This is a genomic window from Serratia myotis (assembly GCF_027474885.1).
Lineage (GTDB): Bacteria > Pseudomonadota > Gammaproteobacteria > Enterobacterales > Enterobacteriaceae > Serratia > Serratia proteamaculans.
Genome location: NZ_CP099707.1, coordinates 4,440,547 through 4,455,642, shown reverse-complemented (window position 1 = coordinate 4,455,642; position 15,096 = coordinate 4,440,547). Strand labels below are relative to the sequence as shown.

Annotated in this window: 13 protein-coding genes; 6 read left to right on the top strand and 7 right to left on the bottom strand. The window is 57.6% G+C overall.

From position 1 onward, the window contains the following. Positions 1-13 precede the first annotated feature (13 nt). Positions 14-1,750 (bottom strand): ABC transporter ATP-binding protein/permease, encoded by a 1,737-nt coding sequence (locus tag NHG65_RS20990; RefSeq protein ID WP_207979402.1) that lies wholly within the window; start codon positions 1,748-1,750, stop codon positions 14-16. Positions 1,751-1,941: 191 nt separating this feature from the next. Between NHG65_RS20990 and NHG65_RS20985 the strand changes: the two genes are divergently transcribed. Then, positions 1,942-2,649: a tetratricopeptide repeat protein gene (locus tag NHG65_RS20985; RefSeq protein ID WP_499182625.1), complete on the top strand. Its 708-nt coding sequence runs from the start codon at positions 1,942-1,944 to the stop codon at positions 2,647-2,649. A 48-nt stretch (positions 2,650-2,697) separates the two neighbouring features. Here the strand turns inward: NHG65_RS20985 and NHG65_RS20980 are convergent, their stop codons facing one another. Continuing rightward, entirely contained in the window at positions 2,698-3,348 is a 651-nt protein-coding gene (locus NHG65_RS20980; RefSeq protein ID WP_099063795.1) for a DsbA family protein, read from the bottom strand. Between the two features lie 76 nt (positions 3,349-3,424). Then, on the bottom strand, positions 3,425-4,309 hold the full coding sequence (locus tag NHG65_RS20975) for an MBL fold metallo-hydrolase (protein ID WP_112347253.1): 885 nt from the start codon (positions 4,307-4,309) through the stop codon (positions 3,425-3,427). Positions 4,310-4,418: 109 nt separating this feature from the next. Between NHG65_RS20975 and NHG65_RS20970 the strand changes: the two genes are divergently transcribed. Further along, positions 4,419-5,327 (top strand): LysR family transcriptional regulator, encoded by a 909-nt coding sequence (locus NHG65_RS20970; RefSeq protein ID WP_207979400.1) that lies wholly within the window; start codon positions 4,419-4,421, stop codon positions 5,325-5,327. Positions 5,328-5,644: 317 nt separating this feature from the next. Continuing rightward, positions 5,645-6,799, top strand: a complete 1,155-nt coding sequence (locus NHG65_RS20965) for an MFS transporter (RefSeq protein ID WP_099063793.1) — start codon at positions 5,645-5,647, stop codon at positions 6,797-6,799. On the opposite strand, the gene NHG65_RS20960 is transcribed toward NHG65_RS20965, so the two are convergent. Then, the gene (locus NHG65_RS20960; RefSeq protein WP_261428287.1) at positions 6,789-7,712 is read right to left on the bottom strand and encodes a LysR family transcriptional regulator; all 924 of its coding nucleotides are present in this window, start codon (positions 7,710-7,712) and stop codon (positions 6,789-6,791) included. The two genes, NHG65_RS20965 and NHG65_RS20960, sit on opposite strands and share 11 nt — an antisense overlap. 132 nt (positions 7,713-7,844) lie before the next feature. On the opposite strand from NHG65_RS20960, the gene lysA reads away from it, so the two are divergent. After that, a complete protein-coding gene (gene lysA / locus NHG65_RS20955; RefSeq protein ID WP_099063791.1) occupies positions 7,845-9,107 on the top strand; it encodes a diaminopimelate decarboxylase in 1,263 nt (420 codons plus the stop codon). Between the two features lie 33 nt (positions 9,108-9,140). On the opposite strand, the gene NHG65_RS20950 is transcribed toward lysA, so the two are convergent. Together NHG65_RS20950 and NHG65_RS20945 are read right to left on the bottom strand one after the other, a co-directional pair. Then, positions 9,141-9,443: a helix-turn-helix domain-containing protein gene (locus NHG65_RS20950; protein ID WP_085118626.1), complete on the bottom strand. Its 303-nt coding sequence runs from the start codon at positions 9,441-9,443 to the stop codon at positions 9,141-9,143. Between the two features lie 191 nt (positions 9,444-9,634). After that, on the bottom strand, positions 9,635-10,645 hold the full coding sequence (locus NHG65_RS20945; RefSeq protein ID WP_099063790.1) for a LacI family DNA-binding transcriptional regulator: 1,011 nt from the start codon (positions 10,643-10,645) through the stop codon (positions 9,635-9,637). A 150-nt stretch (positions 10,646-10,795) separates the two neighbouring features. Between NHG65_RS20945 and NHG65_RS20940 the strand changes: the two genes are divergently transcribed. Continuing rightward, positions 10,796-11,251, top strand: coding sequence for a GNAT family N-acetyltransferase (locus tag NHG65_RS20940; protein WP_219016869.1), 456 nt, complete (start codon positions 10,796-10,798; stop codon positions 11,249-11,251). Here NHG65_RS20940 and galR read toward each other — a convergent pair. Next, positions 11,248-12,267, bottom strand: coding sequence for an HTH-type transcriptional regulator GalR (galR, locus tag NHG65_RS20935; protein ID WP_261258604.1), 1,020 nt, complete (start codon positions 12,265-12,267; stop codon positions 11,248-11,250). The genes NHG65_RS20940 and galR overlap by 4 nt on opposite strands. A 219-nt stretch (positions 12,268-12,486) precedes the next feature. Between galR and NHG65_RS20930 the strand changes: the two genes are divergently transcribed. Then, entirely contained in the window at positions 12,487-14,745 is a 2,259-nt protein-coding gene (locus NHG65_RS20930; protein ID WP_499182624.1) for a molybdopterin guanine dinucleotide-containing S/N-oxide reductase, read from the top strand. Positions 14,746-15,096 lie beyond the last annotated feature (351 nt).

Here is a 15,096-nt window from a genome sequence, read left to right as displayed (position 1 = left end):
AGCGCCCGGTTGATCAACTGGCGAGCGGCAGTGGGCTAAGTGCCATACGCGCCGGTTGATTCTCTTCTGTACGGCTAAAGCGCCAGCAGCTCTGGTGATATTTCGCCACGCTGTTGCGGTGCGCCACGCTGACCAGCGTCACCTGCGGCAGTTCATCCACCAACAGGCAGTACATCAGTTGCTCGGTTTCATCGTCCAGCGCGCTGGTGGCCTCGTCGAGGAACAAAATATCCGGACGGGTCAGAATAGCGCGGGCAAATGCCAGCCGCTGTTGTTCACCCGGCGACAGACGGTGGCTCCAGTTGGCGCTGGTATCCAGCCAACGCTGCAGAGGTTTCAGACAGCAATTTTCCAGCACTTTCAGCAGTTGTTCATCGCTGTATTCCGCCGCGAGATGCGGATAACTGAGCGCCTCCCGCAATGTGCCAATCGGAATATAGCTGCGCTGCGGCAGGAATAAGCTGCTGCTGGCGGCATCCCGGCCGATGGCGCCGGAACCGTAGGGCCAGATACCGGCGATAGCACGCAGCAGCGTTGATTTGCCACAGCCGGACGGGCCAACGATCAACACGCGATCGCCGCGTTTCAGCGTTATCGAGGTCGGTTCCAGCAAGCTCTGGCCGTCCGGCAATTGCAGGCTGAGGTGGTCGAGGATCACCGGCTGGCCGTTCTCCGACAACAGTTGAATGCCTCGTTGCTGATGATGCACCTGATCCACGGCGGCGTTGAAACCGGCCAGACGGTTAACGCAGGCTTTCCAGGTCGCCAAATCGCTAAAGGCATCGATAAACCACGACAGTGCCCCCTGCACCTGACCAAAGGCGGAGGCGATCTGCATCATGCCCCCCATCTGGATAGCGCCGGAGAAGTAGCGCGGTGCCGCCACCAGCAGCGGGAAGACAATGGCGAACTGGCTGTAAAAGTTGGAGGCAATGTTAAGTCGACGGGTGATACGCATGATCGACCCCCAGTTGGTCCGAATGCTGTCAAAACGATCGCCCAACTGTTGTGCCTCGCGGGGTTCACCGTGGTACAGCGCGATAGCATCGTTATTTTCACGGATGCGGATCAGGCCAAAACGGAAGTTCGCCTCGTAGCGTTCCTGATTAAAGCCGAGCTGCACCAGTGGCTTACCGACCCACCAAATCAACAGCGACCCCAGCACCGCATACAGCAGGGCGAACCACACCATGTAGCCGGGCAGGGTGACGGCATGCTGATGGATAACAAAGGTCATTGGCCCGCTGACGTGCCAGAGAATGGTGATAAACGAAAACAGCGTCACCAGGCTGGAGAGCAGCCCGAGTGACAGCGACAGCGTGTACTGGGTCAGCACGTTGAGATCTTCGGCAATACGCTGGTCCGGGTTATCGACGATCTGTTGCTGTTCGGTGTGGTAATAGGCCTGATGGGCCAGCCATTTCCCCATAAACTTTTCGGTCATCCAGCGCCGCCAGCGCATTTGCAGGCCCTGTGTCAGGTAAATCTTATACACCGCCAGCACGATAAAGATCAGCGCCAGGTAGGTAAAGCGCCACAGTTGCGCCTTGAACACCGGGTAGTTCTTGTTTTGCAGCGCGTCGTAGAACACCTGGTTCCACTGGTTGATCAGCACGCTGATGTAGACCAGCCCGAGCGACAGGGCGATGATGGCGATCAACATCGACCAGGCCCGCAGTTTTTCTTCTGAAACCCAGAAGGGCTTAATCAACTGCCAGACGGCGTGTTTGGGGGTGGGGCTTGTGTTCATGGGCTCTCGTTAATTCTGCATTTTTTTCAGCATGGGCCGGGGACAGGTAACAAACAAACCCTGACTGTAAGCAGTTTTAACGCGGCTAACCGTTTGAAATATTGTGGTTGGATCGTCAGAGGTGAAGCCGGGAGGGATGGCGGTTATACTGGCGCCGAAATTGGGTTTGTTTACTGCGGAAAGGATGAGTGATGAAGGCGTGGGTTCCCCTGCTGTTGGCCTATGGCGCGCTCGCCAGCGGCCAGGCGATGGCACAGATTGATGAGCCGGATATTGATGCCGATTGTCACAAGGTGGCGAGCTATGCCGAACTCGGGAAAAGTGCCTACCAGCGCGGTGATTACCCGCGAGCCGCCGATATTTTCCGCGATCAGGCCGCCTGGAGTGAGTTCTGCGGCCTGGAGCGTCAGGCGACCGCCACGGCCTATAACAACGTGGCGCTGGCGCTGATGCGTGCCGGTGAACTGCTTAAAGCGCGTGCCTATCTGGAACTGGCCCCGCAAGACAGTAAATCCCAGCATAACCTGAAGCTGTTGCAGCAGCGTTTGGCGAAACAGCCGCCGCTGAGCGGACCGGCTGGCGTCTACTGGCAGTACGCCGGGCGTGGTGTCTGGAGCGAAGTGGAGGTCAAGCCACAAAACGGCCGCTGGCTGATCCAATACTCTGGCTATTACATGCCGCAGATGGGGCTGTATTACGGGCCGAATATGGGCGAATTCGCCGAGGTATTACCGATTGAACACGGCAAGGCGCTGTACCGTCAACGGGAGCCTGAGGACGCGATGGCCTGTGATGTGACGATGCAATTCACCGCGGATGCGTTGGAAATGCATACCCAGGGTGACTGCGGTTTTGGTTTTAACGTACGGGCGGAAGGGCGTTTCGTGCGGGTCGAATAATCAGCCCCGGACATTCAATTTCGTGAATACCGGGGACTGTCGCAGGCATTACGCCCAGGTGGCGGCACCGCTCAACAACTCTTTCCAGGCTGCAACATTACCCAGATAGTTGCCCGCCGGGATCTGGCGTAGCTGACCTTCGCTGTCTTCCAGTGCGAAGGTCGGGAAGCCCTGGCCCTGAACTTTGGCCAGCAGCGCCCGGCTTTGGGCGATGTGTTGTGCGGTCGGTGCACCGGCGTTAAAGCGCATCTCGGCGATGAACGGGGCCGAAGCCAGGCCCAGCTCTTTCGCCAGGGCTTCCAGCACCGGCGTATCGGCGATGCGTCGACCTTCCTGATAATGCGCTTCCTGAATGCGGTGCAGCATATCCAGCCCACGTCCCGCCAGCGCCTGAGCGGCCAGAATCGCGGTAATCGGCGGCTCAGAATCCATGATCGCCGTGGTATCACGCAGCAGCCCATTGAAATAGGCTTCACCAAAGGTCTGTCCGGTTAACTCCGCAATACGCTTGTCGTGCGGAATCACATAATTACGCCATTCGTCCGTGATTTGGCGGCGGTTGTTGCCGGTCATCATGCCACCGGCGTGCAGGGCGATGTTCAGCCCTGGAATGGTTTTGGCCGCCTTCACCAGGGGGGCTGCGCCATAACACCAGCCACACAGCGGATCGAAAATGTAATGCAGAGTCGTGCCGGTCATAATAATTCCTCGTTATACCCGCCCCCTTTCAAGGGCGGGGTAGCAGTAACGCCTTAGCCTGTGTGTTTAGATGGGCTTATTGCGGCCACTTCATTTCGCCTTTCAGCACCTTGGCGCTCAGTTCCAGGCTGGACTCATCTTTCAGGTTCGGGTAATGCTTTTTCATTGCCGCCACCAGTTCCGCAGAGTCTTTGGCCTTCGGCAGTTCAGCCTCCAGCGTGGTCAGGTAGTTCTGGGTAAAGGTAACGGATTTCAGCGTTTGGTCGGCACCCGGCAGGAAATGGCCTGGGACAACGACTTTCGGTTTCAATGCCTTGATGCCTTCCAGCGTTTGCTGCCAGTGTGCGCGTGATTCAACGGTCTGGTTATCGGCGACCCACGGATGGATATTGTCGCCCGCGACCGGAACACCGCCCACTACCGCTTTCAGCGCCGGGATCCACACGTAGGTGCGTTCCGGGGTTGGACCGGTCAGGCCTTTCACTTCGACTTTCTGGCCGTCAACGGTAAAGCTGTCACCCTGCAACGCCTGTGGGACCACCACCGCTTTCGGTGCGTTGTCTTTCAGAATTGGGCCCCAGTAGGCCACTTTGCCGTCTTTGGTGGCGTTGATTTCTTCGATGGTGCCTGGGGAAGCGATGATTTTTGCCTGTGGGAAGGCGGCTTTAATCACGTCCAGACCGAAGTAGAAATCCGGATCTGAATGGCTGATATAAACGGTGGTCAGCTTCTTGCCGGTCGCCTTGATCTTTTTCACCAGCTCTTCCGCGTCATTACGCTGGAACTGGGCGTCGATCAGTGCCACTTCGTGCTTGCCGCTGATGATTTCAGAGGACACCGGGAAAACGCTTTTCTCACCTGGGTTGTACACTTCCATGGTCAGAGTGTTAGCCGCAGTGGCGTAGGCGCTAAAGGTAGTGATGCCGGCGAAGGCCAGGGTCAGTAATGATTTGTTAAACATGGGCAGAGGTCCTTGGGTAGCGATTAAATGTTGTATAGATGTTAGGTTGCATAAAGCGATAGAAAAACCGGATAATGAGCAATTATTCATTGCGTAAATCGGACGAATCATGGATCGCATTACCGCAGCTGAGGTTTTTATCACCATCGTTGACCGTGGCAGCATGATTGCGGCAGCGGAAACGCTGGAAATGTCACGAGCCATGGTGACGCGCTATCTGGCTCAGATGGAGCAATGGGCAGGTGCACGTTTACTGCATCGCACTACCCGTAAGCTTAGTCTGACTGACGCCGGTGAGCGCACGCTGGAGCGTTGTCGGCAGATGCTGGCGCTGGCGGGTGAGATTGATTTGGTTGAAGGAGAACAGAGCGATGAGCTGCGCGGCCTGTTGCGTATCACCTGCTCACAGTCCCTGGGCCAGACGGCGTTGGTGGGAGCGGTAGCCCAATACCTGAAGCGCCATCCGCAGGTCGCGGTGGATCTGCAAATGAATAATCGCACGGTGAATCTGGTCGAAGAGCGTATCGATTTGGCACTGCGAATTACCAACGAGCTGGATCCCAATTTGATCGCCCGGCCTTTATCCTCTTGCGCCTCGGTGGTTTGTGCCTCCCCGGCTTATCTGGCAGCGCACGGCACGCCGCGTCATCCGCAGGATCTGGCGTTACACAACTGCCTGACCTATTCCTACTTCGGTAAAAGCCTGTGGCATTTTGATCACCAGGGGGTGAAGTCGGCGGTCGCGGTCAGCGGCAACCTGAGTGCCAATGAGTCGGTGGTGTTGATGGCGGGTACGGCGCAGGGGGCGGGTATTTCGATGCAGCCTTACTATTCGGCGGCACCGCTGCTGGTCAGTGGTGATCTGATTGAACTGATGCCGGAGTATCGGCCTCAGTCGATGGGCATTTACGGCATTTATACTTCACGCCGACAGATGCCGGCGACCCTGAGAACCATGCTGGATTTTTTGGTGGAGTGGTTTGCCACCGACGCTGACTGGCGGGCGACGCTGCGCTGATATAGTTAACACGACAGTAACATTTTCACACATTTTTGATCGGTAGCGCATTCAAGCGGTTAGTCGGCTCATGGGGGCTTTTTGTGCGCTACTCTGGCTTTCTCACTGGTTAACTCGTGGGACGAGGTGTAATTTCTGTAACGTGAAAAGAGTGAATAAGACTTAATAATTATAGGGTTAAATACATTTCCCCAGCTCTTGGAACACCCTCTCTGACCTTTTTCACGGGCAGCCTGTCAGGTTGCCCGATAATTTCGTGTGTTTTTACCGGCCTCGGGCGCCTGACGCCGGGGCTTTGTTAATTGGGAGCGTTACGCATGCCTGTTTCTCTGCTCGCACTGGCATTAAGTGCATTTGCTATCGGCACCACCGAGTTTGTGATTATGGGGTTGCTGCCTGAGGTCGCCAGAGACCTGCAGGTTTCTATTCCTTCTGCCGGCTGGTTGATCAGTGGCTATGCGCTTGGCGTGGCTATCGGCGCACCGATCATGGCGCTGTTGACGGCGAAACTACCGCGTAAAAAGACTCTGTTGCTGCTGATGGTGATTTTCATCTTCGGCAATATTATGTGCGCCCTGGGTTACAGCTACGACTTCCTGATGCTGGCGCGCATTATCACCGCTCTGTGTCACGGTGCGTTCTTTGGTATTGGCGCGGTGGTGGCGGCCAACCTGGTTCCGCCAAACCGCCGGGCCTCTGCCGTGGCGTTGATGTTTACGGGCCTGACGCTGGCTAACGTGCTCGGGGTGCCGCTCGGTACCGCGCTGGGGCAGGCACTGGGCTGGCGCTCGACGTTCTGGGCGGTGGCGGTGATCGGTGTGTTCTCCCTGTTGGCGTTGTATAGCAAGCTGCCCACGGTGAAGGACGAGGCACCAACCGACCTGAAAAAAGAACTGGCGGCGCTGCGTGGCGCTGGCATCTGGCTTTCGCTGCTGATGACCGTGGCCTTTGCCGCATCGATGTTCGCGCTGTTTACCTACATTGCGCCATTGTTGACCGAAGTGACCGGCGTTTCATCCCATGGGGTGAGCTGGACGCTGTTGCTGATGGGGGTAGGGCTGACGCTGGGGAATATCCTGGGCGGCCGTCTGGCAGACTGGCGTTTGCCGCTGACGCTGACCTGTACCTTCCTGGTGATCGCCTGTTTCGCCGCGCTGTTCAGTTGGACCAGCCATTCGATGGTCCCGGCAGAGATCACCCTGTTCCTGTGGGCTGCCGCCGCGTTTGCCGCCGTACCGGCACTGCAGATCAACGTGGTCACCTACGGTAAAAAAGCCCCCAACCTGGTCTCTACGCTGAACATTGCCGCGTTCAACGTCGGTAATGCGATTGGTGCCTGGGTCGGCGGCGTGGTGATTGCGCAGGGGCTGGGCTTGACCAGCGTACCGCTGGCCGCTGCGGGGATTGCGCTGCTGGGGTTGCTGCTCTGCATGGTGACCTTCAGCCGCGCCAAGCGCCCGGCTAGCGTGTAATTACCGCAGCCAGGCGGGCGGGGAGTGTCTCCGCCTGCTGTTGCAAATGCTGAGTAAAGGCCGTGACCAGCGCCGACGATGGGCGGTGCAGCGGCCGGATCAGACTGACGGTAAAGGGCACTTCAACGCTGAATGGCCGCACGTGCAGGCCATCACTGGCGTAATCGAGCGCCGTCAGCGGGTTAACGATCGACACACCCACCCCTGCTTTAACCATGGCGCAGACCGACGCGGCGCTGTGGGTTTCCATCACCAGACGGCGGTTAACGCCTTCCTCACTGAACAGCGAATCCAGCAGTTGACGATAGCTGTCGGTATTCGACAGGCTGATAAAGTTTTGCCCGGCAAAGTCCTGCGGCGTCAGTACCGTTTTTGCCAGCATGGGGTGCCCGGCCGGCAGCACGCAGACCTCGTTCAAGGTCATCAGCGTCATGCGCTCGGTTCCCGCCGGGGTCAGGGTATTTTCCGTCAGCCCCAAATCGTGACGCTGCGCCGACAGCCACTCCTCCAGCAGCGGTGATTCCTGCGGTATTACGCTGAAACTCACTTCGGGATAGCGATCGATAAAGGGTTTGCACACGGCGGGCAGCAGTGACTGCGAGAACACCGGCAGGCAGGCAATCGACAGCTGCGCCTGCTGGAACTGGCGGATACCGGCGGCGGCATTGACGATGCGATCCAGACCGTAATAGGAGCGTTGCACCTCCTCTAACAGCCGCAGGCCTTGCACCGTCGGGGATAACCGGCCGCGCACCCGTTCGAACAATTGCAGTTGGATCAGCTTTTCGAAGCGCGCCAGTTCACGGCTGACGGTGGGTTGCGAGGTTTGCAGCAGCGCAGCGGCCTCGGTCAGATTGCCGGTGGTCATCACCGCATAGAAGATTTCAATCTGGCGCAGGGTTATCGCGTGCATCGGCAGTGTCCATAATGAGCAAAGTCATATCATAGATGAATAGACTCTGGCTAAATAGATATTTTCCACCCGAGAAAGAGTGCGGCAATATTGGGGTATTAGAGTCACTAAATTTTATTCAGGGATACCACCATGCCACGTGCTTTACACGATACGACGACTGCCCTTAATGCCGCTAACCTGTTGGCCTTGCCTCAGCGTTTTGGTTGCCCGGTATGGGCCTATGACGCCGCTATCATTAGCGAGCGTATCAGCCAACTGCGTCATTTTGATGTGATCCGTTTTGCCCAAAAGGCCTGTTCGAATATTCATATTCTGCGCCTGATGCGTGAGCAGGGCGTCAAGGTGGATTCGGTGTCGCTGGGGGAGATTGAACGTGCACTGCAGGCCGGTTTTCAGCCGGGTGGTGAGCCAAGCGAAATCGTATTTACCGCCGACGTATTGGATCATGCAACGCTGGCGCGCGTCAGTGAATTGAAAATCCCGGTCAACGTCGGTTCGATCGACATGCTGGAGCAACTGGGCCAGGTTTCTGCCGGGCACCCGGTGTGGCTACGCATTAACCCGGGCTTCGGCCACGGTCACAGCCAGAAAACCAATACCGGCGGTGAGAACAGCAAGCACGGCATTTGGTATGCCGATTTGCCGCAGGCAGTGGAAAAAATTCAGCAGTACGGCCTGAAATTGATCGGCGTGCATATGCATATCGGTTCGGGTGTGGATTACCAGCATCTGGAGCGCGTGTGTGACGCCATGGTGCAGCAGGTGATCGACCTGGGCCATGACATCAGCGCTATTTCCGCCGGTGGTGGCCTGTCGATCCCGTATCAGTACGGCGAAGAGGCGATTGATACCGAACACTATTTTGGCCTGTGGAACAGTGCGCGCGAGCGTATTGCCGCCCATCTGGGCCATCCGGTGAGTCTGGAAATTGAACCTGGGCGCTTCCTGATGGCGGAAGCCGGGGTGCTGGTGGCTGAGGTACGCGCGGTAAAAGACATGGGCAGCCGCCACTTCGTGCTGGTGGACGCCGGTTTTAACGATTTGATGCGTCCGGCGATGTACGGCAGTTACCACCATATTTCCCTGCTGCCGGCCGATGGCCGCGATACTGCCAACCAGCCGCTGCGCGATACCGTGATTGCCGGGCCGCTGTGTGAGTCCGGTGACGTCTTTACCCAGCAGGCCGGTGGCGGTATTGAAACCCGCGAACTGCCGCCGGTGCAGGTCGGCGATTATCTGGTGTTCCATGACACCGGCGCTTATGGCGCATCGATGTCTTCGAACTACAACAGCCGTCCGCTGCTGCCGGAAGTGCTGTTTGAGAACGGCGAACCTCGTTTGATCCGTCGCCGCCAGACCATTGAAGAGCTGATTGCGTTGGAACTGATCTGAGTGCTTCGGGCGCAGTTCAAAACTGCGCCCGTCTCACAATGTCATCCGTCGATGCTGACCGTTGGGCAGTTGGACCTCCAGCGAGAGTGTGCCGCCCATGGCTTCGATGTAGCGCTTCAGTGAAGAGAGTTTAATTTCGCTACCACGTTTTTCCAGATTGGCGACCGAAGGCTGGCTGATGCCCAGTCGTTTCGCCAGTTCCACTTGGGACACCGCCAGTTCTTCCCGCAGCATTGCCAGCCGCAATTCAAAAATTTCTTTGTCCGCTTTTTGCCTCGCTGCTTCAACCACTGCGGGATCAAGCTTTTCGATCAGGTTTGCTAAAGGCTTAGCCATATGCGTTACCTCTGGGTTGCCAAATAAAAATCAGTTGTCGAATCGTTCGACGACCACACTCCAAATATAGCTTTTATGCTATATAGCGTAAAGACTATTGTTGTGACAATATGCGGCTAAGTGGCAGGCAAGGGAAATCGTAGTGGGGGAAATGCGGCGTGGCGCGCAATCAGCGCCAGCGCCCGAAGGGATCAGTTGGCGTAGGGGCCGGGTATCACGGATTCGCGCAGCCGTAGTTCACCGGTGAAAGGAGGGAGTGGCTGTATATTCTCTCCTTTAATCAGGCGGAAAGCCTGGCTGATGGCGGCTTCGATCATCACGTCGATCGGCAGATAAACGGTGGACAGCGCAGGTTGCAAATAGGCGGCGCTGGGTTCGTCGTCAAAGCCAAACAGGGAGACATCCTGCGGCAGGCGTTTGCCTGCATCGTGCAGCGCCTTCATGGCGCCGACCGCCATGTCGTCGTTGCAGGCGAACAGTGCGCTAAAGCCGCTATCGCTGGCCAGTAAACTGCGGGCACCCTGATAGCCGCTTTGCACGCTGCTATCGCCATAGGCTACACGGGCGTCGTCGAAGGCAATCTCATGATGTTCAAGCGCCTGCTGATAACCCGCCAATCGCGCCTGAGCGGTGGGCGTGGCGATCGGCCCGGTAATACAGGCGATCTCGCGGTGCCCTTGCCGGATCAGATAATCCACCGCGTGGAAGGCGGCCCTCTGCTGTTCGAAGAACACGCAGCGCTCGCGTGCCTGTGGCAGATCGCGGTTGATCACCATGATCGGCACCGGCAGGCTTCCCAGCAAGTTCATCAGCGCAGATTCGGACATAAATCGGGTATACAGAATGATGGCGTCACAACGGCGATCGGCCAGCAGTCGCACTGCCTGTAGCTCGTCTTCCGGCGTGTCGTGGCCATCGGTGACAATCAGGTGCTTGCCGCTGGCTTCGATCAGCTTGGCGGCTTTACGCAGCAGACGGCCGAAGTAGGGGCCGTCGAAGTTGGAGACTACCAGTCCAATGCTGTTGGAGCTTTTATTCGCCAGCGATTGGGCGAGGAAATTCGGGCGGTAACCCAGGTCGTCCATCGCTTTGAACACCGCGTCGCGGGTGCTTTTTTTCACCTGGCCGGTGCCATTTAACACGCGTGAGACCGTGGCCTTAGAGACCCCAGCGCGAATGGAAACATCCAACATGGTGATCATCAATGGCTTACCCCTTTCAACATCCGCTGTGGCAAATAATGCTCAGTCTAGCATAGGGTTAGCCCTTGGCTGCGTGGCTTTTTGTCGCCGGGATTGCGTTGTCTGCAAACGCCCGTAGACTGATCTCGGGCAACGGGAAAAGGGGGGGAGATGATTAACATTGTGCTTCTGGCGGATTACCCACAGTATCGACAACAGGTGATCGACTGGCAGTGGCGGGCCTTTGGTAGCGAAAGCAGCCGGGCATTTTTCGCCAGCGTGGTGGACAGTGGGCTGCGTGGGGCGGATTTACCCATCACTTTTATTGCTCTGCTGGGCGACAAACTGGTCGGCACCGTGGGCCTGTGGCGCTGCGATTTGATCAGCCGCCAGGATCTGACACCCTGGTTGGCGGCGCTGTATGTCGATGAAAGCCAACGCGGTTGCGGGCTGGGTTTACGGCTGCAGCAGCATGTGCAGGACTACAGCCGGGGTGCCGGTTTCAGCGAACTGTATCTCTATAGTGACTTCAGCGGCTATTACGAACGTCACGGCTGGCATTACATCGGCGACGCGCTGGATTACCCCGACCGCCCGGTGCGGGTCTACCACCGGGAACTGGACTAGTTCTGTTCGTAAACGTTATTGATGCTGGCCACCGAATGGCGGCGTACCAGGGTCGGGCTGAACATATTGGTGATCTCCGGCAGTGGCTGGTTGTTGGCCAGCGCTAGCGCCAGTTCGGCTGCCTGAGTCGCCATCGCCACCACCGGATAACGAATGGTGGTCAGGCGTGGCCGCAGGTAGCGTGAAATCAGCACGTCATCAAAACCAATCAACGACATCTGGCCAGGAACATCGACACTGTTGTCGCTCAGCACCGACAGAGCACCGGCGGCCATTGAGTCGTTATAGCAGGTCACCGCCGTAAAGTTTTTGCCGCGCCCGAGCAGTTCGGTCATCGCTTGCTCACCGCCGATTTCGTCCGGCTCACCATAGGCAATCAGTTTTTCATCCACCGCAATGCCATGCTCCTGCAAGGCATCGAGATAGCCCTGCAGGCGGTCTGTGGCGTCGGAAATCTGGTGGGTGGAACAAATGATGGCAATGCGCTGGTGCCCCTGCTGGATCAGATGGCGGGTCGCCAGCCAGGCACCGTAACGGTCGTCCAGCGCCACGCAGCGTGATTCAAAGCCCGGCAGCGTGCGGTTAATCAGCACCATCCCCGGGATTTGCTGCATCCAGCCACTTAACTCACGGTCAGTCAGTTTTTTGGCATGGACCACCAGCGCAGCACAGCGATGGCGTACCAGTTGTTCAATCGCCTGACGCTCTTTTTCTGCCTCATGGTAACCGTTGCCAATCAGCAAGAAGTTATGGGTGGCGTAGGCCACCTGTTCGACCGCTTTGACCATGGCGCCAAAAAAAGGATCGGACACGTCGGAGACGATCAGCCCGAGCGTTTCGGTGGATTGCTGCGCCAGCGCGCGGGCGTTAGCGTTTGGGTGGTACTGCAGTTGTTCCATCGCGGCCTGCACCGCAGTGCGTGAGCCTTCGCTGGCCTTCGGGGAATTGTTTATTACGCGGGATACCGTGGCCACGGAAACACCCGCCAGCCTGGCAACATCCTTTATGGTAGCCATATCTGTCATACATCCTGGGTAATCGCTTACATTCCTCAGTTTTGCGGAAAAAACGCGGGGCTGCAAGCGCTGGCGATCGCAACTTGTGGCGGCTGTTGCAGATATGGGCGATTTATCGTGCGCTTAGACCTGTACCACCCAGTAATAGAGTCATTTGTGCTTTGGTGGCGCAGGTCGGCTAATGTTACTTTTGGGCATCTACTTTTGTTTGAGAACCGCATGTCGATTAAACGTTATCCGCAGCTCGCTCACTGGGGGGCGTATACCGCCGTGGTTGAAGACGGCAGGCTTATCCGTTGTGAGCCGTTCACCGACGATCCGGATCCTTCCCCGATGCTCGCCTCCATCGCGCCTATGGCCTATTCCGACAAGCGCATCCGCAAGCCTGCCGTGCGTCGCTCCTGGCTGCAAAAGCGCGAAGGCAGTGACCGCACGCTACGGGGGCGCGAAGATTTTGTCGAAGTGGACTGGGATTTGGCGCTCGATCTGGTGGCGGAAGAAAACCGTCGCGTGCGCGATCGCTACGGCCCCTCGGGCCTGTTTACCGGTTCCTATGGCTGGTCATCCGCCGGGCGTTTGCATCATGCGCGTTCGCTGGTGCGGCGTTTTTATTTCGGCGGCGGTGGCGGTGTTGACCAGTTGGGCAACTACAGCTGGGGGGCTGCGCAGTTTTTCCTGCCTTATGTGATTGGCACCTTCACCCCATTGACCGGGCGCGTCACCAGTTGGCCGAGCGTGGTCGAGCACTGCGAACTGTTTGTGGCTTTCGGTGGCCTGGCGTTGAAAAATGCCCAGGTATCTTCCGGCGGTGCGGCGGAGCATTCACTCAAGCCGTGGCTGCAAAAGCTGGTGCAGAAAGGCACCCCGGTGATCAACATCAGTCCGATGCGTGATGACTGCCCGGCATTCGTCAATGCCGAATGGATCCCAATCCGTCCGAATACCGATGTGGCGCTGATGCTGGCGTTGGCGTATGAAATTCAGCGGCGGGGCGCGCAGGACGAGGCATTCCTCTATAGCCACTGTGCCGGTTACGACCAACTGGCGAGTTATCTGCGCGGCACCGATGACGGCGTGGCAAAAACGCCGGAGTGGGCCAGTGCGATCACCGGCATCCCCGCGGCACGCATCGGCTTGCTGGCGCAGCAACTGATCGGCGTGCGCAGCTTTATCACCTGTTCCTATTCCGTTCAGCGCGCTCACCGTGGCGAACAACCCTACTGGATGATGATTGCCCTGTCGGCGATGCTCGGTCAGGTTGGGCTGCCGGGCGGCGGCTTCTCGTTTGGGCACGGTTCAATGAACGGCGTCGGCAATCCGCGCGTGGATACCCCGGGGCCAATGATGCCGGTGGGGGCCAATCCTTGCGGGCTGGCGATCCCGGTGGCGCGCATCTGTGACATGTTGCTGCAACCTGGTGAACCCTATCAGTTCCGCGGCGAGACGCGGCACTATCCGGATATCCATCTGGTGCACTGGGCCGGTGGCAATCCGTTCCATCACCACCAACAGTTAAACCGACTGGTGGAGGGTTGGCAGAAGCCGGATACGGTGATTGTGCAGGACATTTGGTGGACACCGGCCGCCAAAATGGCGGATATCGTGCTGCCGGTCACGACCTCGCTGGAACGTAACGATATCGGCGGTTCATCGCGCGATCGCTACGTGTTGGCGATGCATCAGGCGATTGCGCCACAGCATCAGGCGCGAAATGACTTTGATATTTTTGCCGATCTGGCGGAGCGACTCGGTTACCGCGAGCAATTCACCGAAAACCGCGACGAACGCGCCTGGATCGAATCTATCTATCAGCAGTGCGGACAGGCGCAGGCAGGCACCGGCGTGGAATGGCCGGAGTTTGAGGACTTCTGGCGCAAAGGCTATGTCGAACTGCCGGCACCGGCGAAAGAGTTCGTGTTCTTTGATGACTTCCGCGCCGATCCACAGGCCAATCCGCTGCAAACCCCGAGCGGCAAGATTGAGTTGTTCAGCGAGAAAATCGCCGGCTACGGTTATGCTGATTTTGCACCGCATCCGCAGTGGCAGCCGCCGGCCGAATGGCTGGGGGCACCGCAGGCCAAAGATTGGCCGCTGCACCTGATTTCCATCCAGCCGAGCGACCGTTTGCACAGCCAGATGGATCCGGCACCGCTGGCGCAGGGCAATAAAACCGCCGGTCGCGAGACGCTGTATATGCATCCGCAAGATGCGGCAGAACGCAGTATTGTCGATGGCACTGAGGTGCTGGTCAGCAATGCGCGTGGCCGTTGTCTGGCAGGAGTTTCTCTTACCGACGGTGTCACCCGGGGCGTGGTACTGATGGCCACCGGTGCCTGGTTTGATCCGGGCTTCGGCACCGAGCGCCTGGAGGTGGAGCAGTCCGGCAACCCGAACGTATTGACGCTGGATATCGGCACCTCGCCGTTAACCCAGGGCCCGAACGCCATGAGCTGCCTGGTCGAAGTGAGCGCCCGATAGGTAATTACACCCCTGGTTACACTTTGCGCCTCAATGTTGCGATTGCCTGCTGGCTGGCTTTTGCCGGCCCGGGGTAAATTGAATGTCCCAGAGGTATTGATTGGTGAGTTTCGGCAACTTGTTTGTTGAACCCATATTAATTTGCACCAACCTACGCAGATGCGTAGGTTTTTTTTTGCCTGCTACCTTGCCATCCCGCCTGCACAAAATCCGATTTTGTATTTTTCTGCTCCAGGACTGTTTAAGTTTCATTGAGTTATTTCCGAAAATTGCGGGAAATTTACAGCTGGTTGCATTTAGAGCAAAACTCTTGCGATTGGTCGGTAGTTTCTTAATCGTCATCTCTCTAGA

What these genes read in the sequence shown, in the direction of transcription:
- NHG65_RS20990 (WP_207979402.1), bottom strand. Translation starts at nt 1,750, where the DNA reads ATGAACACAAGCCCCACCCCCAAACACGCCGTCTGGCAGTTGATTAAG.
- NHG65_RS20985 (WP_499182625.1), top strand. Translation starts at nt 1,942, where the DNA reads ATGAAGGCGTGGGTTCCCCTGCTGTTGGCCTATGGCGCGCTCGCCAGC.
- NHG65_RS20980 (WP_099063795.1), bottom strand. Translation starts at nt 3,348, where the DNA reads ATGACCGGCACGACTCTGCATTACATTTTCGATCCGCTGTGTGGCTGG.
- NHG65_RS20975 (WP_112347253.1), bottom strand. Translation starts at nt 4,309, where the DNA reads ATGTTTAACAAATCATTACTGACCCTGGCCTTCGCCGGCATCACTACC.
- NHG65_RS20970 (WP_207979400.1), top strand. Translation starts at nt 4,419, where the DNA reads ATGGATCGCATTACCGCAGCTGAGGTTTTTATCACCATCGTTGACCGT.
- NHG65_RS20965 (WP_099063793.1), top strand. Translation starts at nt 5,645, where the DNA reads ATGCCTGTTTCTCTGCTCGCACTGGCATTAAGTGCATTTGCTATCGGC.
- NHG65_RS20960 (WP_261428287.1), bottom strand. Translation starts at nt 7,712, where the DNA reads ATGCACGCGATAACCCTGCGCCAGATTGAAATCTTCTATGCGGTGATG.
- lysA (WP_099063791.1), top strand. Translation starts at nt 7,845, where the DNA reads ATGCCACGTGCTTTACACGATACGACGACTGCCCTTAATGCCGCTAAC.
- NHG65_RS20950 (WP_085118626.1), bottom strand. Translation starts at nt 9,443, where the DNA reads ATGGCTAAGCCTTTAGCAAACCTGATCGAAAAGCTTGATCCCGCAGTG.
- NHG65_RS20945 (WP_099063790.1), bottom strand. Translation starts at nt 10,645, where the DNA reads ATGATCACCATGTTGGATGTTTCCATTCGCGCTGGGGTCTCTAAGGCC.
- NHG65_RS20940 (WP_219016869.1), top strand. Translation starts at nt 10,796, where the DNA reads ATGATTAACATTGTGCTTCTGGCGGATTACCCACAGTATCGACAACAG.
- galR (WP_261258604.1), bottom strand. Translation starts at nt 12,267, where the DNA reads ATGGCTACCATAAAGGATGTTGCCAGGCTGGCGGGTGTTTCCGTGGCC.
- NHG65_RS20930 (WP_499182624.1), top strand. Translation starts at nt 12,487, where the DNA reads ATGTCGATTAAACGTTATCCGCAGCTCGCTCACTGGGGGGCGTATACC.